Here is a 19111-nt window from a genome sequence, read left to right on the forward strand (position 1 = left end):
TTTATGGGTAGTGTTCTTAAATTTCTTATTGTTGAGGACAATGAGGCAGATATAGAGTTGATGTCAAGGGAGTTGAAGAAAATTTTTGATCATTATGAATATAAAGTTTGTTGTGATAAAAATAGTTTTGTAGAGCTTTTTAAAAAGTTTGAGCCTGATCTCGTGATTACTGACTACCAGATAAGCTCAGAAATAAATGGTAAAGATATAATTATGTTATCAAAAAATTTAAACCCCTTTGTTCCAGTAATCATAGTTTCTGGTAGTATTGGGGAAGAGCTTGCTGTGGAATGTCTTCGTTTGGGTGCAGGGGACTATGTATTAAAGGATAGAATAAAACGCTTACCTTTCTCTGTTAAGGATCTTATTGAAAAAGAGAAGATAAGGAAGGAGAATTTTGAACTAATGGAAAATCTCAAAGCAAGTAACGAAAGATATATGACTATGTTCGATAATTCAAGACTACCTATGCTCTTGATAGATCCTGATGATAGTCTAAAAATTTTAGATGTTAACAAGGCTGCTGTTAATTTTTATGGTTATTCCAAAGATGAGTTCAAGGTGTTAACGATATACGATTTAGTTATTCTACCTAAGGAGGAAGTTATAGATTTAGCTAAAATAGCTAAGAATGATTCCCAAAGCTTTTTTGATTTTCAGCATAGACTGAAAAATGGTGAGATGAAGTATGTAAATGTCTATTCTGGTCCTATAAAATTTGATGATAGAGTCAACTTACTATCTATAGTAGTAGATGTAACAGAAAAAAAGAGACTTGAGGAAAAAGCAAAACAGTTGGAAGAAAGGATACATTTGATGAATAGGATAGAGTCTATGGGTAGGCTTGCTGGTACCATTGCCCATGATTTTAATAATATCCTTACTCCTATTATTGCTTATTCTGATGTAGGTTGTAGTATTACTTCTGAAGAGTCTGAATTACATAATTATTTTAAACAGATAAAATATGCAGCGGAAAAGGGTGCTTCATTGACAAGGCAGATCTTAGCTCTGGGTAGAAAGCAGGTTATGATGTTTAAAAAGATAGAGATTAAAAAGTTTATAGATGAAAATGCAAATCTCTTCAGAAGACTTATAAGGGAAGATATCGATTTTGTACTGGATGTAAGGGATTCGCAGAGTATAGTAAATATAGATGTGGGGCAGATAACCCAGGTGTTGGTGAATCTTTTGGTCAATGCTGTGGATGCACTGAAAAATGCCAAGGAGAAAAAGATAGTCATAGAGGTTGATAGATTTGTGGTTACCGAAGATATAATTGATAATTATGTAGATCTTTCAATTGGGGATTATGTGAGGATTTCTGTATCTGATACAGGTTGTGGAATACCTAAAGAGCACATGAAAAATATTTTTGAGCCCTTTTTTACTACCAAGCTCGAATCTGGAGGATCTGGGCTCGGGCTATCTATATGTTTGGGTATAATAAAGCAACATAAAGGGGATATAAAAGTTTATAGTGAAGAGGGTGTGGGAACTACATTTAAAATATTTTTGCCTATTGTTAAGACAAAAGTTGAAGATGAGTTGAGTGACAATATAGGTACCAATAATACACTGAGGTTGAATTGTAATGTGTTGTTGGTGGAAGATGATCTTCTGGTTTTAGAGGCTGTTTCAAAGGGTCTTGAGAAGATGGGCTGTAGGGTTTTGGCTGTTAGTGATCCAGCAGAAGCTATAGACAAAGTGTTAAACGAGGGGGTAAACTGCGATATATTAGTGACTGATATAATTATGCCTAAGTACGATGGTAAGCAGCTTTATAAGCTATTGAGTTCAATCATTAAAGGGTTAAAGGTGATCTTTATATCTGGTTATTCCCACGCGATGCTGGAGGATATTTTAGATATAGAAAAAGGTATTACTTTTATCCAAAAGCCATTTGATGCTAAGATGTTGGCTTTAAAAATAAAGGAGGTTTTGGGTTGATGAGCATTTCTTAGTTTTGTTTTAGATACATTTCTATTCCTTCTTCTACGGTATCACTCATATATTTTGATAGATCCATTATATTTTCAAAACCGAATAGTTGGAGGGATCTTAGATATCTTAAAATTATTATACGTCTTTCATTATAAATAGCCAGTTTCCCAAAACCTTCTTTACTTATATCAAAGATGCAGTTCATCTCTGCATTAACTGCTTTTTCTATAATTTGTGCTATTGTTTCGTGTAGAACTTTTACCGAAAAGATTATGCTATCGTCTAATGGTTCGAATAATCTTTCAAGAGATCTATTTTTCTTTTGGTAATACTTTATGAGCAGATCTTCATCGCTTAATCTGGCTAACGTTCCGAAGTTATCAAAGGATCTGATTTTATTAGCAAGATCATTTAGATAGTTGTTCTTCATGGAGTATCTTTTTTAACCATATTGGAGGATTTTTTAGATTGTTTCTCATTGCATCTATGATATCCTCGATTTTAGAGCCTTCATTGACTTTTACGGGGAAAATTTTGTTTTTGATTACTTTTGCTGCTGCTGGTCCACCTATTTGGGTGAAATAGACAATTTTGCAATCGGATATCTTTTTTATTTTTTCATCAATGGCATCAAGGTGATCCACATTTGGATTAGCTCTGACAGTGTTTCTTGTCTCCAGAAAGCTGTAAGTATCTTCGCGGATATCATAGATATAGATCTTTTCAGCATGGCCAAAATGTTCGTTGATTGTTATACCATCATTACTACAAAATGCAACTTTCATATTTAACTCCTTTATAGTTTTTATAGTGATAGCTTTTTTCATCTAAGATCTTTAGGGATATATTTGCAATATCCCTTAGAAGGTGCATTGAACCTTCATAACCTACAAATTTCTTTAAATGGTACGCTATTTCGTCCTTCACAGGGAAGCCTATTTTGTAAAGATGATTGTTGTATTTTTCTGATATCAGCTCTGCATGTGAATTTGAGATAATAATATCTGCATCCAGTGCATATTTTTCAAATGCATATAGATCCCCATGATCGTAGTTATCACCCAATAGGTTATTCAAGTCTTCCCGTTTGTAAGTGGTGATACATTTTGAAGTGCTTATACCCAGTTCTTTATTTAAAAAGTAGTATAAGGCGTATAACATATCTGGTTCTATGGCGATGGCTATCTTTACTTGTCCTAAATAGAAATGGGCATCCATCATTGTATCTATAAGTCTTTTTCTCTGATTTACGAGATGTTTGGATGGTTTTTTACCTGATGAGATGTATAAAAAGTCTAAGAAGTCATCCATATGCGTTAGACCTAATAGGGAGGGGAATACCTTTGTTTGTATACCATGATTCTTTAGTTTGTTTAGTATAGGAGTGGTGGAGGATCCTATCCCAATGGCAGCCAACGGCTTGTTCATAACTCTTGAATATTTTGTTCCACCTGTGGGGAGTTTATAGTAGGAGTCGTTTATAGAGCCTAATGTTTCAGAGAGATCTGGCACAAAATATGGTTTAATACCAAAGGATTCAACGATATATTTTATTTCATCGATATCTTGGGGGGTGAGGGAGAAGTTACCTATAATGATGAGGGTGTTTTCTTCCTGGTTATTGAAGGTTATTGTTTCAAATATTTCTGATATTGCAAAGGCAAATCCCTTTTCGGCATCGTCGTTGAAATCATTGGTGGGGATAATAAAGATATCAATATCGTTATATTCGGGGTATTTTTTTCTAAATTCAGTTATGGATATGTTTATATCATCACCTCTTAATTGGGTTAGGGATGTGGTCAGTATACAAATACCTTTTGGTTTAGATGACTCTACAACATTCTTTAACCCATCTACCAATTCCGAATAAGAACCCATTATTGCGGATATATTGTATACAGCTGTTGTCTGTACTGGTATGATCTCTTTGAAATGCTGAGTTAAAATGTTTTTTATAAAAGCAGTGCAACCCTGTGCTCCATGATGAAACGGTAAAAAACCATCAAAACCTAATACTGCTAATGTTGCTCCTAAAAGTTGACTCTTTTTTAATGGGTTTATTGAGATGTTCATATATCCTCCATAAAAAGAGGTTTGTGTTTGATTGTATTCCAGATAGGAGAAAACATAGTGTTGTAAATGTCTTCTGCTAAGTCTATCATCCCTTCGTAACCTGCGTAAGCTCTCAATCTTTCCTGGTTTACATCAACGTATGGGTAACGGGCTTTCATTGAGACAAACATATTTCTGCTTCCAGCTATAAAAAGGTCTGCATCATTTTTCTTAAGAAGCTCAATTATTTTCCCACCTTCACCTTTTTCTAGTAGAATCTTTTGCTTTCCTTCAAAATGTTTTTTTAGTTTTTCTATATCCTGTTTAGAGGATTTTCTGATACCGCTACCTATTACCTCAAAACCCAGTTCTTCAAGCTGTAATACCATTGACCAACTTTTTACTCCTCCAGAATAGATAAATACTTTTTTATCCTGAAATAGACTTATATATTTAGAAAGTTTTGATCTTATTTCCTTTTCCTTTATTTCTATAAATCTTTCAATTCTTTCTATGAGGTTATTATCATTTAACATCTTCCCTATGGATCTTAGAGTGTTTGAGGTTTCCCTTATGCCATAAAAAGACCCTTCCATGTATGGGATATTGTATTTTTTGTATAGCTTTTCTGCTAAATCCATGAGCGCTCTACTACAGATAACTACAGAACATTTTGCTCTATGGGCGTATGCCACCTCATCGTAAGTGGCATCACCTGTTATCTTGCTGAGGACATTTATGCCAAGTTCTTCAAAGTATGGTAATACCCTCCAGAGTTCACCAGCTATATTATAGTCTGCTATGATGGAGATATCAAAGGGTGTCGTTTTGATAGGTTCTTTAGTTCCTATTACATATTTAAAAAGTGTTTCTCCTGCTGCTTTGTTACCATAGTTTTTGTTGCCGATATATCCAGGGCTTTCCACTGGTATAACTGGAATATTTAGAAAGTTTGACATCTCCTGACAAATCCTTTGCAGATCTTCACCGTACATATCGGTAACACAGGTATTATATACAAAGATCGCTTTGGGAGATAGTTTTTCATAGCTTTTAATTATTGTGTTTTTCAGTTTTTCTTCTGTACCTAAGATTATTTCAATTTCGCTTATATTAGTGGTGATGCCATATCGGTATAAGGCTCTAACGGATGATCTTGTCCCTCTGTTGTTCCAGCTACAGGTGATACATGTGGATGTGGAGTGTATAATATGGGCTGCATCGCTTATTTGGACTAAGGTAATCATGGCTCCATCAAAGGCACAGCCTCCTACTGCGGCGCCTGGGGTCGGTTTTGTACATTTGGGTTTTGAGTCTTTCTCTTTGTTTAGATGGCAGTTTTTATTTGATTCTACTTGTATTGCGCCCATATAACACCTCGAAGTGTTTTAAGCAAGGGATGTGCCGATGATATCGCTGATAATTTGTAGACTTTTATACAAGAAAATAAACAAATTGTAACATTGTGATGTTGATTTACCGTGGCATAGGATTTGTAGATTGGATAATAAAAAAAGTGAGGTGTCCTATGAGCTATAGAACGTATTTGACAAAAAGCGGTGGTACTTACATACCCCAATATGTTATCAGTCTTGACAAACAAAAGTGTATTGGTTGTGGGAGATGTTTTAAGGCCTGCCCTCAGAATGTCTTTGAATTGGTGGAAGATGAAGATGAAGGTAGATCTTATATGACCTTGGGAAATGATGGGAACTGTATAGGCTGTATGGCTTGTAATAAAGCCTGTCCAAAAGGTTGTTTAACCTTTGCCCGGATAGAAACTTAGATCTTTTTTATTTCTATGTTTAGTTTGGAAATACGATAGTTTAGTTGACGGATGGTCATGCCGAGGTATCTGGCTGCTTTGGCCTGTACCCATCCGCATTTCTCAAGAGCTTCTAATATTAGATCTTTTTCAGAAGTCAGGACCCTTTTATGTTCTCTGATCTCTTGTTGTGATTCAGTTTCTTGGTGCTCTCTCTCTGTTGTATGAGAAGGGTACTGATTATCTACTTCAATTTGGGATATGATAACTCTACATGAGTTACACTTTAGAGCATTTTCTGTGATGATATTTGTTTTTGAATTGAAATAGGCTCTTTCTATACAGTTTTCAAGCTCCCGTATATTTCCGGGGAAGTTACATTTGAAAAGTTCATTTATGAATGTTGTGCTTAATTTTTTGTTTAATTTATACTCTTTATTGAGCTTTGTGACGATGAAATTTGCTAACTCTGGAATATCCTCTTTCCTCTGGCGTAAAGGTGGGAGGTAGATGGTAAAAACATTTAATCTATAGTAGAGATCTAATCTAAAGTTCCCTTTTTGTACCTCTTCGGATAAGTTTTTGTTGGTTGCCGCGATGATCCTTACATCTGCTTTAATGGTGGAGGTTCCTCCAACCCTTTCAAACTCTTTTTCTTGAATTATTCGCAGTAATTTGCTTTGTAAGCCCAAAGGCATATCACCTATTTCATCTAAGAAGAGTGTTCCACCGTTTGCTAACTCAAATTTACCTTTCTTCTGGGCTACAGCGCCGGTGAATGCACCTTTTTCATATCCAAAAATTTCACTTTCTATCAGTTCTGCAGGTATAGCTGCGCAGTTTATTGCTATAAAAGGCCCTTTAGCCCTGTCACTATTATAGTGAATGGTCTTTGCTACAACCTCTTTCCCTGTGCCACTTTCCCCAATTAATAGCACAGGTGCTTTTGATTTTGTTACTATAGAAATCTGTTCAAATACCGTTTTCATCACCTTGCTTTTTCCCACGAGACTTTTATAGTTGTATTTGTCGATGACCTGTGTCATGAGTCTATCGTGGGATTGCTTTAAAGATTCTATCTCCTGTTGAAGAAGCTTTGTTCGTTTTAGGTAATTGCCTAACATGTTTGATATAATGCTCATTAGATCAAACTCTGTTTTTATGTTAATGGTTTCTGAAAGGTCTTTGTCAACAGCCAAAACCCCATATTTCTTATTCTCATTATCTTTAATTATGACAGCATAAAAGGCTGTGTCTTCAAAATTAAAATCTCTGTGGATTTTATTTAAAAACATAGGTTCCTGACTTATATCAGGTATCATCATGGAGATGCCCAGTTTAAAAACTCTACCGACTATGCCCTCACCAGGTTTATAGTGAATCTTTTTCAGTGTCTCTTGATCTATCCCTACTGCACCTTTTACAAACAACAGGTCAGAGCTTTCATCGTAGATTAGGATCATCCCTCTCCTTAGTTTCATATGATCTACAAGTATATCTATGACTTTTTGGAAAGGGTTATATTTTTTTTCATCCTCCAAAAGTATTTTACTTATATTGTATACTGCTTCGAAAGCAAGCTTATAAAACCTTATTTTTTCTGTTTCTGGCATACTATCTTTTCATTATCGAGATTTCTTTTACCAAACTATCTGATTTTAACCGTTTAAAGAGGTACTTCATATCTCTAAACACAAGTATATCCTTCCCATTTATAAAACAGTAAGCCTCTCTTCCCACTTCAAGAGAACATTTGAACAGTTCGTGGGTGGGTAATAAAACAGAAATTACCCTTTTGCCACTTCTCAATGTAAGGCTTGTCATGATATCGCCTTTGTCTATTTCATCAACAATTACTTTTATAAGTGCATAACTTTTCATCATCTACCTCTAATATTTTGTTTTCACTTATCAATCCAACCGCATCTGATCTGCATTGCTTGCAATGTTTCATAACTTTAGATATACTACCCAGTTCAAGAGCTGAGTCGAATCTGGCTAACGTTAGCTCTTCATCTGTAGGAGGCCTTATACCTTTTTTGGAAAACTTTGTAGAATTGTCTGCAGGGTGCATAAGGGGGATTATATTATGTATAAAGCCTCCATGTTTCTTTATCATTTTAGCTATTGAGGGTATATTAGCATCATTTATGCCAGGGATCAAAATGGTGTTTACCTTTACGATTATACCTTCTGCTGGGAGTAACTTTAATGCATTCATTTGGTTTTCTATCAATAACTTGGCACCAGATTCCCCTTTCATTACTTTGTTTTTATACCTGATAAAGGAGTATATGAGACTGCCTATTTTTTCATCGGTAGTATTTATTGTTATAGTTACATGGTCAATTTTTAAAAAGCGTATTTCATAGATAAAATTAATGAGTTCCAATCCATTTGTACTTATACATAGCTTTATTTCGTTGTCTATGTTTCTTATTAATTCAAATGTTTTAAAGGTTTCATAGGGATTGGCAAGGGGATCACCTGGTCCTGCTATACCGACGACAGATAGATTTTTTAGTATCTTCTTATATCTTACAAATATATCTGCGGCTTCATCTGGGCTTATTACCTTACTTGTGACACCTGGTCTAGATTCATTTACGCAGTCAAATTTTCTACTACAATAATTACACCCTATGTTACACTCTGGTGCAACTGGTAGATGAATCCTTGCATATTTGGTGTGTGCCTTTTCACAATAGCAGGGGTGGTTTCTTATCTTTTCTCTGATTTGGTCGTTCATATTTACCTCCTAAGGATCTTTGTGCAACGGTAATGCCATTTAGTTTTGTAATAAATGTGACAAAAAAGATGGCATTTTTGGTGCTTTGAAAAAATTTAGGAGGTAGTCATGATGAGGAAGATCTTTTTAGACGATACCACACTAAGGGATGGAGAACAGACCCCAGGTATTGTTATGGCAAAAAAGGATAAAATAAAGATCGCAAAAATGCTGGATAGAATAGGAGTAGATGAGATAGAAGCAGGTTTTCCGGCGTCTAGTAGATATGCGTTGGATACTTTTTATGATATTAAAAGCTTGAATTTAAAGGCAAAACTCATAGCTTGGAATAGGGCAACAGTAGATGATGTGAAAAAGTCTATTGAGGCAGGTGCTGACCGGGTTGAAATATCTATCCCCATATCAGATTTGCATATAAGAAAAAAGTTAAATAAAGATAGGGATTGGGTTTTATATCAAATACAAAAAGTTGTTGAGTTTTGCAAAGAGAAGGGGTTGTATGTATCGGTAGGTGGTGAGGATTCTTCGAGGGCTGATGTGTACTTTTTATTACAATTTGTAAAACATATAGAAAAATGTGGTGCTGATAGATTTAGGTTTTGTGATACTGTTGGCGTTTTGGATCCTTTTAAGGTCTTTGAATTAGTTACTCAGATCAAAAGTATTACTAAGCTGCCGATAGAGATACATGCCCATAACGACTTTGGTATGGCTACCGCTAATGCTGTAGCTGCTATAGAAGCAGGTGCGGATTATGTGAATACTACTTTTTTAGGTATTGGGGAAAGAGCTGGCAATACCCCACTGGAAGAGATATTGATATGGTTGCAGTATAAAGGCGGTTTTGATCTGCAATATGACATATCTTCGTTGAAATCTATTGCTAAAGATATTTCTGATCTTCTTAAAATTAAGATCGCTTTTAATAAACCGATAGTTGGTAGAAATGCTTTTTGTCATGAATCGGGGATGCATGTAGATGGTGTGTTGAAGTCACCGGACAACTATGAGCCTTTTCCTCCGGAGGTAATAGGTGTGGAGAGAAAAATAAGTTTTGGGTTATCCAGTGGAAGATCAGGTCTGATCTATTTTCTGAAAAAACTTGGTTTTGGTATAGAAAAAGACTCTGTAAGTGTTAAGATATTGGAGATCTTTAAAAGAATTGTATTACTGAAAAAGATATTAAGACCTATGTATTAAGGTTATTTCTTTTTTAGTTCATCAAGTATTTCTTTGAGGAGTTTTATATCCTCTGGGATAACAGGTTCTTGTTTTTCTTGGGATTCTTTTAAAGATTCTTTTCTTGCTGCTATCTCGTTGAGTTTTTTCATCGGTTTTATAATACCAAAAAAGATTACAGAGGCTATTATCAGGAAGTTTAGAACTGAATTAATAAATTTCCCAATATTTATAGGACCTAATTTAATAGATGAAAAGTCTGGTGATCCACCCAATAGCCCAATAATGGGTGTGATAACATCTGCTACCATTGAGTTAACGATTTGATTGAAGGCGGCACCTATTATAACAGCTACTGCAAGGTCTACCACGTTTCCTTTAAGGATGAACTTTTTGAATTCTTCAAACATATTGATCTCCTTAAAAAGCCGGGTTGCCCCGGCTTCATTATTTGATTATAACTGCTTCTACTCTTCTATTCTGCTGTCTACCATCTTCTGTGTCATTTGTTGCTATCGGTTTGTCTGGGCCATAACCTTTGGCTATAACTCTATTTTGGGGAATACCAAACTTCGTGACTAAAACGTTTGCAACAGCGCTTGCTCTGTCTTGGGATAGCTTAATATTTTTTTCTCTATCACCTCTACTGTCAGTATGACCTGCTATTTCTATTTTTATATCTGGATATTGTTTCATGAACTGAGCTACTTTTTCTATTTCGTCGTAATATTCTTCTTTAACTTCTGATCTATTGGTATCGAAGAATACTTTGAGGGATATAGATATTTCACATCCGTTCTCATCTACCTTTGAACCTGCTGGAGAGTTTGGACATTTGTCTAATCCGTCAAAAACACCATCTTTGTCTGTATCCAGTGGACATCCTTCACTGTTCACTGTGGCACCTTTGGGTGTATTAGGGCATTTATCGAGGTAATCAAAGACACCGTCTCCATCGGAATCAAGTGGGCATCCATCGGCATTTACCTTAACCCCTTCAGGAGTACCTGGACACTTGTCTAAGTAGTCGTAGACTCCGTCTTTGTCGCTATCAAGTGGGCAGCCATTGTTGTCTACTTTTACCCCTTTGGGTGTGTTGGGACATTTGTCTTGGTCGTCGTTAATTCCATCGCCATCAGAGTCTAATATAGGTTTGGCTTTTTTCCCCACATAGAAATTCAAACCTGCGGTAAGGATAACATCGTTGCCGTTGCCAAAGAGATAGTTATCCCTTGCTTCTATAAATATACCTATGTTATCTTTTATCTTGTACTTAGCTCCGAGGGCTATGGAAGGTCCGATGTTGGCACCATAATTTATGTCACCAGCCAAACCACATGATACATAAGGTTCGATACCAGAGTAGTTAACGAAATAATACTTTAAATGTGTGTGGTAATTTATAAGGTCAAGGTTTTTACCATTCTTTTCCCTTTCTGTGGAGACATACCCCACACCTATCTCAAAGCCCAAATTGTTTTGTAAAAATCTTTCAACTTTGAGTCCAAACTCTGGTCGGTCCTTTTTATCTCTATCGTTGTCGAAGTAGTGATAACCGGCATATGGGGATAGGGAGTATTTGTAATCTTCAGCGTGTGCAAGATTACATGTTAGAAACAACGAAAGTATAATGGCAAGTCTTTTCATCTGGGTTTCCTCCTTTTCATATATAATAAAAATTATAAAGGTTTTTAAAAAAATTACAACAAGTTTATATTATATTTTTGTTACCTCCAGATATTGCTCAAAAAAAGCAGATAAGTGTAAGACTTTTTTGTTTATTTGTTTTTTTAGAAGCCCACCCTCTATCTGCATAACACATCCTGGACAATCCGTTAGTACTATATCTGCACCTGTTTCTACAATATGTTCGATTTTTTTATCAAGTATGCCTTTTGAGATTTCAGCGAACTCTATTGAGTAGCTTCCCCCAAAACCACAACATACATTACTGTCTTTAAGGGGGATGAAATTGTTAGGCAGAATAATTTTCAAAAAACCTTCCGCTGATGAACCTAAACCTCTACCTTGATGGCATGGTGTATGATATGTAACTTTGGCATCGAATTTTGTGCTGATCTTTATCTTCTGCCTTTCTAAGTATTCCCTTAGAGAGATTGTTTTAGCTCCTATTAACTCAGCTTTTTCTCTAATACTTTTGTCTGAGTACGTTGGGAAATCATCTTTGATAGCCATGCCACAACTTGGGCATAATACGAGAAGGGCATCGTATTTAGTAATATCTGGCATGTATTCTAAATTCTTTCTAATTGTTTTTTCTCCTCCTGTTTTGTCTCCTGCATGAAGAGCTGGAAGACCACAACAAACCTGAATAGGCGGGATATCTACACCTACACCTATTTTGTTTAATACTTTAACTAAAGCAGTACCCATTTCAGGGTAGAAATATTCAACAGCGCAGCCGGGATAGAAGAAGACTTTTTTGTCTGTTATGTTATTCCCTTTTATATTTGTAAATTGTTGTGAGAAAGTCTCAGAGGATATTGATGGTAGTATCCTGAAATTCTTGTCTGATGGTAAAGGGATGTTGTTTAGATGTTTTTTATCGTTTGTCAGGAAAGGTCTTTGAAGTAGTGATCCCACCTTAAGTGTTTTTCTGAATGTGGAAGGGTTTGAGATTATGTTTCTATAGATCAATCTTTTGGATAGGGGAACTCCGTATTTTTCACCAAGATCCACGGTGAGGAGAGACATTATTTTTTGTAAGTCGATACCTGCTGGGCAAAATGATGAACAGGCTTTACAGCCTATACAAAGTCTCAAAAGCTCCTTGGCTACCTGTTCACTGTGATACATCTTGGTAAGTATCGTACCTATAGCCCCAATATAGATATAACCGAAAGTGTGCCCTCCAACCATTTCATAAGCAGGACAAATATTTGCACAACTACCACACCTAATACACTTTAAAGCTTCTTTTAATAGGGGATCATTAAAGAATGTTAGCCGCCCATTATCGAGAAATATATAATGGGTCTCTTTGATGCCTGATTGACTTTTAAAGGATGGGTTTTGACCTTTTATCCAGGTTACATATGTGCTTATTATTTGACCTGTAGCAGCTTTAGGTAAAAGTTTTATAACCTTTAAAGCCTCGTCAAAATCTGATACAAGCTTTTCATACCCCAACAAAACTATATGAACAGGGGGCACTGTGGCTGTAAGTCTGCCATTTCCTTCATTTGTAACAAGACCTATAGTACCGGTGCTGGCTACTGCTACGTTTGCTCCGGTTATGCCCACTTGTGCTTTGAAATAGTAATCTCTTAGGTATTTTCTGGCTATTTTTACCATTTTGTTTATGTCATCATCTTGTATATCTTCTCCTGTGTATTTTCTAAAGATTTCAGCTACCTGTTGTCTTGATTTGTGTATTGCTGGCATTACCATGTGGGATGGGTGCTCGTTTGCTATTTGGAGGATCCATTCCCCTAAGTCGGTTTCGATAGGTTTTAGACCTTCTTTTTCTAAGTAATGGTTTAGTTTTATCTCCTCTGAGGTCATAGATTTTGACTTTACGATATATTCGCTATTATGTTTTATGCAAATGTCTGTTATATATTTACAGGCATCTAAAGCATCCTTTGCTTGATGAACCGTTGCTCCCTTATCCTCTACATTTTTTTTAAATTTATAGAAAAGCTCCATAATCTGGTCCAAACCCCTTGCTTTTCTTGTGCTAAGATCTGTAACCAACTTATGAAAATCTAACCCCTCAAAAGCTTTTTCACGGGAGATTTTGTATGCTGATGCAAAGTTTTTTAGGTTTCTATACAAAATAGGATCTTGAAGGCTTGCTCTTATTTTCTCTTTCAAAGTACTCATGCCTGAACCTCCCTTTTAATTATAAAGACTTTCATCTTTACTGGACCATGAACACCAATAGTGAGAACCCTTTCTATATCAGCGGTCCTACTGGCACCAGTAATAAAAGCTATAAAATTGGATTCATCCTGAGTTTGTTTCTCAAGAAAATCTGATAAAGATTCGAGGTTGTCGGTGATTTTATCTTCCTCGATGACAACATGAAGCTCCTCTGTAAGGCAAGTGGCAAGCCTGAGATCCTCATCTTTGCTTAGAATAACAACGGTTCCAGTTTCTGCAATACCAGCTTCTGCTTCTACAATGGCGGTATTTATACCATCTTTACCTATAGCAGTTTTTTTTGTGAAATCGAATGTTGGTAAGTGGGCAAAGTCGTAGTCTTGATTTTTTAAATAATTTAAAAAGTCTTCTTTATTAAAAATCATGTTTTCATTTGATACCAGGTTGGAGTAGTGAATAAATTTCTCTAAGATGGAGTTTTTCATTTGAGATCCTCCGGAAGGTTTTTGGTATTACCAAATTATCTTAATTGTTGTTCAAAGTCAAGAAATATGTTGAAAAAAAAAGTAGTTTAATATACATTTAAGTTGTAAAATGAGAATTAAAATTGATACTACCAAAGGTGGATTATGTTTCAGAAGATCAAACCAAAAAAGATAAGCGATGAAGTGTATAATCAGATAAAAAGTGTAATATTGTCTGGTAAGTTGAAGCCAGGGGAAAAGCTTCCTCCTGAGAGGGATCTGGCATTGGAGCTTGGAGTGAGTCGAACGTCTCTTAGAGAGGCAATTCAGAAGTTAGAGGCCCAGGGGTTTTTGTACCAGGTGCAAGGGGGAGGAACTTTTGTCAAAACCATTACCAATGGTATTCTCGATACTGCGATAGAGGAGTTTGTTAAAAGGGATGAGGCAATTTTTGATCTTATGGAGATAAGGAAGATTCTGGAGACCTGGGGTGCTCATACCGCGGCATCAAGGGCCACAGAGGAAGAGTTGGAAAATATGAGAAAATATCTGGAGGAGATGAGAGAGGCAAAAGAAAAGGGGCAAATTGGGCATATTTCTGATGCAAACTTTCATCTTGCTATTTCCCATGCTACCCATAACGTGATGTTGATCCATCTGATGAAAAACCTTTTTTATTGGATAGAAAAGGTAAGTTATGAGGTTAGATCCAGAATGTATACTAATCCAGAGAGTCATGCCGATCTCTTTAGACAACATACAGATATTTATAATGCCATAGCCCAAAGGGATTCGGAAAAGGCTTATCATTGTATGTTAGTTCATATGAACTATATTGTCACAGAGTTAAATAGAATTTTCAAGAAGAATAGGTAATTTTTGGCTATGTTCTTTAAATAGCGGTTGACAAATCGTAAAATTGTTTGTAATATAAAATATAGTTATAAAATTAAGTGGGGTTGACATATGAAGAGAGATAAGTCGGAATATTCTGTGCAGGCTGTGGATAATGCTCTTGATATTCTAGAGTTTTTAGGTGAAGTAGATGGTGAGCTTAGTGTTACTGAGATAAGTGCTCGTTTGAATTTGACAAAAAGCAATGTAAATAAGCTCCTTACAACACTTGAATACTTTGGATATGTTGATATAAATAAATATACTGGTAACTATAAGTTAGGTGTTAAAACATTTCAGATCTCCCAAGCATATTTCAATAAGCTTAATCTTATAGAGTCTTCCCAAAAGATTATGACGGATCTCAGAGATAAGGTTGGGGAATCTGTATATATTAGTGTCCTTAGAGGAACAAATGTTGTTTATCTTAATGTTGTGGAAACCTTGAAATCTGTTAGGGTAAGACCTAGAATAGGGAATGTTGGGCCCGCTTATGCGACTGCTACAGGTAAAGTTCAGATCGCTTTTGTAGAGGATTTTTCTGTTGAGAAGTTTTTTGGTAACAATTTTATAAAGCTTACTCCAAACACAATAGACTCTGCAGAGAGGCTGAAAGAAGAGCTTGAGCATATCAGGCAGGTGGGTTATGCGTTAGATCTTGAAGAGTACGAAGAAGGTGTTGTGTGTGTTGCCGCACCAGTTTTTAATTTTATGAAAAAAGTCATTGCTGGTTTAAGTGTGTCTGCACCAGTCATGAGGCTTGATAAAGAGAAGCTTGTTAGGGATATCGCCCCTATTGTGAAAAATGCTGCCAAACAGTTATCGTATAAGTTTGGTTACAAAGAAAAGTCAAAATAGGTTTTAACTTCTGTTTTATAAAAAATATGTTGACATATTTTGTAGTCTGAGATATATATGCAGTCCTTTGAATAATTATGAGGTGAGATAAATGGCTCATACAGCTTCGGCAAGAAAAAGAATAAAGCAGTCAGAAAAAAGAAATTTAAGGAACAGGTCATATAAGTCAAGAATGAAAACTTATACCAAAAAGTTTCTGGAGGCTCTCAAATCTTCTGACCTTCAAAAGGTAGAGGCTGCTTTTAAAGAGGCTCAATCTGTTATTGATAAAACTGCAAGCAAAGGTGTGATACACAAAAATAATGCTGCTAGAAGGGTGTCCAGATTGAGACAGAAGCTTTTGGCTCTAAAAAGCAAATAATGTTTTAAAGTCCCTAAAAATGAATACGGCCTTAAACAGGCCGTTTTTTTTATTTCAAAAGTCTTATTTTTCTGTTAATATCTAATCAGGATTAAAAGTAATCGTGGAGTAAAGATGGATAAATATAATATTCTTTTTATAGCAAGTGAGGCTGTGCCCTTTGCAAAGACTGGGGGATTGGGTGATGTTGTAGGTGTTTTGCCTAAATATATCAGGAAATTTGGTCATAATGTGAAGGTTGTTATCCCGAGGTACTATGTCATAGATATTCAAAAGTTTAAACTTGAAAAATTGATTCCACCATTGGGGGTGCCTATGGGGATTGCTGGTGAGTGGTGGTGTGGTGTCTATAGGGGATTTTTACCTAACTCCGATGTGGAGATCTATTTTATAGATCATGAGCAGTTTTATGGTAGAAAAGACTTGTACAATTATGAAGATGGTACAGGATACATTGATAATGATAATAGGTTTATGTTTTTATCAAAAGCCGCTTTACAGCTATCAAAGATGTTGGGTTTCAAGCCAGATATAATTCACATTAACGATTGGCACACTGCAATGGTTCCCCATATGTTAAAGACTTTTTATAAATGTGATCCACATTTTGAAAATGTTAAAACGGTATTAACTGTACATAATATGCAGTATCAAGGGGTATTTTATAAAGGGGTGATGGATGTTTTGGGAAGTTGGGAGTACTTCTTTGATTATGAATTTAAGGGGCAGGTGAATTTTTTGAAGGGTGGACTTTATCTATCAGATATGGTGACTACGGTTAGCGAAGGCTATGCTCGTGAAATACAAACTCCGGCATTTGGATATGGCCTTGAAGGTGTGGTAAGGGATATTAGTTTTAAGCTTGTGGGTATTTTAAATGGTGTTGATTATGATGAGTGGAATCCAGAAACGGACAGATTAATACCTGCAAACTATTCTGAGGATGATTTTAGTGGAAAAAAGATCTGCAAAGCCAGACTACAGGAGAGATTTGGTTTGCCCGTTAGGGATGTACCGCTATTTGGTATAGTTAGTAGGCTTGTTCATCAAAAGGGGATAGATATATTAGCTGAAGCTATATACAGGATATTGTCCCTTGATATTCAATTTGTATTGCTGGGTAATGGTGATCCATGGGCACATTTCTTTTTTGGGAAAATTGCCTATGAAAATCCTGATAAGTTTGGTTGCTACATCGGTTATGAAAACGTTCTTGCTCATCTGGTGGAGGCTGGTGCTGACTTTTTTGTCATGCCTTCGAGGTTTGAGCCTTGCGGATTGAATCAGATGTACAGTTTAAGGTACGGAACACCTCCATTGGTTCACGCTGTGGGTGGGCTTAACGATACGGTGGAGAATCTTGATGAAACAACCGGTGAGGGGACAGGCTTTAAATTTTATGAGTTGAGTGCTAACACCCTTTTTGATACCATAGGTTGGGCTACTTATATATATTATAACAGGCAAGATATCCTCGAACGTATGAGAAGAAGAGGGATGAAGAAGAGATTTACGTGGGAGGATGCAGCTGCTAAATATATAAACGTTTATAATAGAGCCAAAGGGTTCTTTTAGGGCTGAGTATGGTTATAAGTGAGGATATCTTAAAAACTATTCTTGATAGTTCATTAGATGGAATCTGTGCTGTTGATAAAAATTTTACAGTGGTCCATTACAATAAAGCTTTTGTGGAAGGGATTAGATATCTTTATGGTATAGATATTGAGAAGGGGGTATCTCTTAATGAGATTATTTTGGGGGTAGATAAGGAAAAATGGAGAAAATGTTTTGTTAAGGCTTTTAATGGCCTAAGCTTAAAAAGGCTATTTAGTGTGAGAGTAAACAACTCAAGCTTTACTATTCTTGTAAAGTTTTTCCCATTGCGTAGTGTTTCTAATGAGATAATAGGGGCTGTAGCTATTGCTAGAAATGTTACGAAGGAGAAGAAAAAACAGCGGTTATTAAAACAGAACCTTGCTGAACAGTATGTGATAAATGAGGTATTTAAATCGCTTTTTAATCCCAAAGACTTTACCAAAGCTGTCAACAAAGTACTTTCTATCATCGGACATCATACAAGCTTGAGTGTGATCTACGTATATGAGGATTATTTTGATAGGGATTACTGTCATCTTAGCTATTTATGGACAAACAAACCGGATCATATAGAAAAGTACCGTAAAGAATTTAGCTATTCTAACTATGAAGGGTTTAAAAAGACAATTGTAGATAATGGGGTATTGATGTATAATCAATATGCTATACATTTAGAAAAGATTGAAAGGTTCTTTAAAGAACATGAAGCTAAATCGAGCATAATTTTCCCCATGATGATAAAGGGGGAGTATATTGGGTTTATCGGTTTTGAACAGTTGGAAAATGATAGGTTTTTGACAGTATCTGAAATAGATGTTTTAAGGATATTTGCAAGTATACTTTCAAATGCCCTCATACAGAAATATACTGAAGACAAACTTACTTATGCAAGTACCCATGATCCTTTGACTGGATTATACAATAGGGCTTTTTTCGATGCAGAATTGGAAAGAGTGATACATGGAAGGGTCTTTCCTGTTGGTATAATTGTGGCAGATCTCAATGGTTTAAAGCAGATCAATGACACGCTGGGGCACAAAGCTGGGGATGAGCTGATAATTAAGGCGTCTCAGGTGCTTATGAAGGTATTTCGTAAAGAGGATTGTGTCGCCAGAATTGGTGGTGATGAATTTGCGATTATATTACCAAAAGTAGATGAAGCTATGATGATGCATGCTATCGATAGAATTAGACAGGTGGAAAAGGAATTAAATAGTAGTGGTGGCCCACAGGTTTCTTTTGCGTTGGGGGGGTATACTGCTACAAATAAGGATGAGATACATCAAGCACTCATTAAGGCTGATGAACTGATGTATCAGGATAAAAAAAGGATTAAAGGGAGCTTTAAGGGTTAGAGTTTTTTTCGTTTGACATAAAAGCTGTTCTTTGTTATTTTTCAT

Annotated in this window: 19 protein-coding genes; 8 read left to right on the top strand and 11 right to left on the bottom strand. The window is 35.9% G+C overall.

What is annotated here, in order from left to right; all coding sequences use genetic code 11:
* Nucleotides 1-3 precede the first annotated feature (3 nt).
* A complete protein-coding gene (locus tag N3C60_00100) occupies nt 4-1950 on the top strand; it encodes a response regulator (protein ID MCX8083312.1) in 1947 nt (648 codons plus the stop codon).
* Between the two features lie 10 nt (nt 1951-1960).
* On the opposite strand, the gene N3C60_00105 is transcribed toward N3C60_00100, so the two are convergent.
* From N3C60_00105 to nifE, 4 genes are read right to left on the bottom strand one after another with little or no spacing between them, the layout of a single operon-like run.
* Complete coding sequence (locus tag N3C60_00105; protein MCX8083313.1) at nt 1961-2374, bottom strand: DUF269 domain-containing protein; 414 nt, start codon at nt 2372-2374, stop codon at nt 1961-1963.
* Nucleotides 2352-2729 carry a nitrogen fixation protein NifX gene (gene nifX / locus N3C60_00110; GenBank protein MCX8083314.1) on the bottom strand — a complete coding sequence of 126 codons (378 nt, stop codon included), beginning with the start codon at nt 2727-2729 and terminating at the stop codon, nt 2352-2354. The genes N3C60_00105 and nifX overlap by 23 nt, the downstream gene beginning before the upstream one ends.
* On the bottom strand, nt 2710-4020 hold the full coding sequence (gene nifN, locus N3C60_00115; GenBank protein MCX8083315.1) for a nitrogenase iron-molybdenum cofactor biosynthesis protein NifN: 1311 nt from the start codon (nt 4018-4020) through the stop codon (nt 2710-2712). Before nifN ends, nifX begins: the two co-directional genes overlap by 20 nt.
* Nucleotides 4017-5369 carry a nitrogenase iron-molybdenum cofactor biosynthesis protein NifE gene (nifE, locus tag N3C60_00120; GenBank protein MCX8083316.1) on the bottom strand — a complete coding sequence of 451 codons (1353 nt, stop codon included), beginning with the start codon at nt 5367-5369 and terminating at the stop codon, nt 4017-4019. Before nifE ends, nifN begins: the two co-directional genes overlap by 4 nt.
* Nucleotides 5370-5527: 158 nt before the next feature.
* Between nifE and fdxB the strand changes: the two genes are divergently transcribed.
* Entirely contained in the window at nt 5528-5785 is a 258-nt protein-coding gene (fdxB, locus tag N3C60_00125; protein ID MCX8083317.1) for a ferredoxin III, nif-specific, read from the top strand.
* Here fdxB and nifA read toward each other — a convergent pair.
* Genes nifA through nifB form a run of 3 tightly spaced genes read right to left on the bottom strand, consistent with a single transcriptional unit; the run spans nt 5782 to nt 8513 of the window.
* Nucleotides 5782-7377, bottom strand: coding sequence for a nif-specific transcriptional activator NifA (nifA, locus tag N3C60_00130; protein ID MCX8083318.1), 1596 nt, complete (start codon nt 7375-7377; stop codon nt 5782-5784). The genes fdxB and nifA overlap by 4 nt on opposite strands.
* Before the next feature lies 1 nt (nt 7378).
* A complete protein-coding gene (locus N3C60_00135; protein MCX8083319.1) occupies nt 7379-7645 on the bottom strand; it encodes a hypothetical protein in 267 nt (88 codons plus the stop codon).
* Nucleotides 7611-8513, bottom strand: a complete 903-nt coding sequence (nifB, locus tag N3C60_00140) for a nitrogenase cofactor biosynthesis protein NifB (GenBank protein MCX8083320.1) — start codon at nt 8511-8513, stop codon at nt 7611-7613. The genes N3C60_00135 and nifB overlap by 35 nt, the downstream gene beginning before the upstream one ends.
* A 111-nt stretch (nt 8514-8624) precedes the next feature.
* Here nifB and aksA point away from each other — a divergent pair, with 111 nt between their 5' ends.
* Complete coding sequence (gene aksA / locus N3C60_00145; protein MCX8083321.1) at nt 8625-9713, top strand: homoaconitate hydratase; 1089 nt, start codon at nt 8625-8627, stop codon at nt 9711-9713.
* Nucleotides 9714-9715: 2 nt separating this feature from the next.
* On the opposite strand, the gene mscL is transcribed toward aksA, so the two are convergent.
* The 4 genes from mscL to N3C60_00165 form a co-directional block, all read right to left on the bottom strand.
* Nucleotides 9716-10102, bottom strand: a complete 387-nt coding sequence (gene mscL, locus N3C60_00150) for a large conductance mechanosensitive channel protein MscL (GenBank protein MCX8083322.1) — start codon at nt 10100-10102, stop codon at nt 9716-9718.
* 37 nt (nt 10103-10139) lie between these two features.
* Entirely contained in the window at nt 10140-11339 is a 1200-nt protein-coding gene (locus N3C60_00155) for an OmpA family protein (GenBank protein MCX8083323.1), read from the bottom strand.
* A 69-nt stretch (nt 11340-11408) separates the two neighbouring features.
* On the bottom strand, nt 11409-13538 hold the full coding sequence (locus N3C60_00160) for an LUD domain-containing protein (protein MCX8083324.1): 2130 nt from the start codon (nt 13536-13538) through the stop codon (nt 11409-11411).
* Nucleotides 13535-14023: an LUD domain-containing protein gene (locus N3C60_00165; protein ID MCX8083325.1), complete on the bottom strand. Its 489-nt coding sequence runs from the start codon at nt 14021-14023 to the stop codon at nt 13535-13537. Before N3C60_00165 ends, N3C60_00160 begins: the two co-directional genes overlap by 4 nt.
* Nucleotides 14024-14167: 144 nt before the next feature.
* Between N3C60_00165 and N3C60_00170 the strand changes: the two genes are divergently transcribed.
* The 5 genes from N3C60_00170 to N3C60_00190 all read left to right on the top strand — a co-directional run bounded on the left by N3C60_00170 (nt 14168) and on the right by N3C60_00190 (nt 19066).
* Nucleotides 14168-14878, top strand: a complete 711-nt coding sequence (locus tag N3C60_00170) for a FadR family transcriptional regulator (protein MCX8083326.1) — start codon at nt 14168-14170, stop codon at nt 14876-14878.
* 90 nt (nt 14879-14968) lie between these two features.
* Complete coding sequence (locus tag N3C60_00175; protein ID MCX8083327.1) at nt 14969-15754, top strand: IclR family transcriptional regulator; 786 nt, start codon at nt 14969-14971, stop codon at nt 15752-15754.
* Nucleotides 15755-15845: 91 nt separating this feature from the next.
* Entirely contained in the window at nt 15846-16115 is a 270-nt protein-coding gene (rpsT, locus tag N3C60_00180) for a 30S ribosomal protein S20 (GenBank protein MCX8083328.1), read from the top strand.
* A gap of 114 nt (nt 16116-16229) precedes the next feature.
* Nucleotides 16230-17690 carry a glycogen synthase GlgA gene (gene glgA / locus N3C60_00185; GenBank protein ID MCX8083329.1) on the top strand — a complete coding sequence of 487 codons (1461 nt, stop codon included), beginning with the start codon at nt 16230-16232 and terminating at the stop codon, nt 17688-17690.
* 8 nt (nt 17691-17698) lie between these two features.
* Complete coding sequence (locus tag N3C60_00190) at nt 17699-19066, top strand: diguanylate cyclase (protein ID MCX8083330.1); 1368 nt, start codon at nt 17699-17701, stop codon at nt 19064-19066.
* The last annotated feature ends 45 nt before the right edge of the window (nt 19067-19111 follow it).

The organism is Calditerrivibrio sp. (genome assembly GCA_026415135.1).
In the GTDB taxonomy this organism is placed as follows: domain Bacteria; phylum Chrysiogenota; class Deferribacteres; order Deferribacterales; family Calditerrivibrionaceae; genus Calditerrivibrio.

Excerpts from the sequence above, each read along its gene's own strand:
- N3C60_00100 (MCX8083312.1), top strand. The coding sequence starts at position 4 with ATGGGTAGTGTTCTTAAATTTCTTATTGTTGAGGACAATGAGGCAGAT.
- N3C60_00105 (MCX8083313.1), bottom strand. The coding sequence starts at position 2,374 with ATGAAGAACAACTATCTAAATGATCTTGCTAATAAAATCAGATCCTTT.
- nifX (MCX8083314.1), bottom strand. The coding sequence starts at position 2,729 with ATGAAAGTTGCATTTTGTAGTAATGATGGTATAACAATCAACGAACAT.
- nifN (MCX8083315.1), bottom strand. The coding sequence starts at position 4,020 with ATGAACATCTCAATAAACCCATTAAAAAAGAGTCAACTTTTAGGAGCA.
- nifE (MCX8083316.1), bottom strand. The coding sequence starts at position 5,369 with ATGGGCGCAATACAAGTAGAATCAAATAAAAACTGCCATCTAAACAAA.
- fdxB (MCX8083317.1), top strand. The coding sequence starts at position 5,528 with ATGAGCTATAGAACGTATTTGACAAAAAGCGGTGGTACTTACATACCC.
- nifA (MCX8083318.1), bottom strand. The coding sequence starts at position 7,377 with ATGCCAGAAACAGAAAAAATAAGGTTTTATAAGCTTGCTTTCGAAGCA.
- N3C60_00135 (MCX8083319.1), bottom strand. The coding sequence starts at position 7,645 with ATGAAAAGTTATGCACTTATAAAAGTAATTGTTGATGAAATAGACAAA.
- nifB (MCX8083320.1), bottom strand. The coding sequence starts at position 8,513 with ATGAACGACCAAATCAGAGAAAAGATAAGAAACCACCCCTGCTATTGT.
- aksA (MCX8083321.1), top strand. The coding sequence starts at position 8,625 with ATGAGGAAGATCTTTTTAGACGATACCACACTAAGGGATGGAGAACAG.
- mscL (MCX8083322.1), bottom strand. The coding sequence starts at position 10,102 with ATGTTTGAAGAATTCAAAAAGTTCATCCTTAAAGGAAACGTGGTAGAC.
- N3C60_00155 (MCX8083323.1), bottom strand. The coding sequence starts at position 11,339 with ATGAAAAGACTTGCCATTATACTTTCGTTGTTTCTAACATGTAATCTT.
- N3C60_00160 (MCX8083324.1), bottom strand. The coding sequence starts at position 13,538 with ATGAGTACTTTGAAAGAGAAAATAAGAGCAAGCCTTCAAGATCCTATT.
- N3C60_00165 (MCX8083325.1), bottom strand. The coding sequence starts at position 14,023 with ATGAAAAACTCCATCTTAGAGAAATTTATTCACTACTCCAACCTGGTA.
- N3C60_00170 (MCX8083326.1), top strand. The coding sequence starts at position 14,168 with ATGTTTCAGAAGATCAAACCAAAAAAGATAAGCGATGAAGTGTATAAT.
- N3C60_00175 (MCX8083327.1), top strand. The coding sequence starts at position 14,969 with ATGAAGAGAGATAAGTCGGAATATTCTGTGCAGGCTGTGGATAATGCT.
- rpsT (MCX8083328.1), top strand. The coding sequence starts at position 15,846 with ATGGCTCATACAGCTTCGGCAAGAAAAAGAATAAAGCAGTCAGAAAAA.
- glgA (MCX8083329.1), top strand. The coding sequence starts at position 16,230 with ATGGATAAATATAATATTCTTTTTATAGCAAGTGAGGCTGTGCCCTTT.
- N3C60_00190 (MCX8083330.1), top strand. The coding sequence starts at position 17,699 with ATGGTTATAAGTGAGGATATCTTAAAAACTATTCTTGATAGTTCATTA.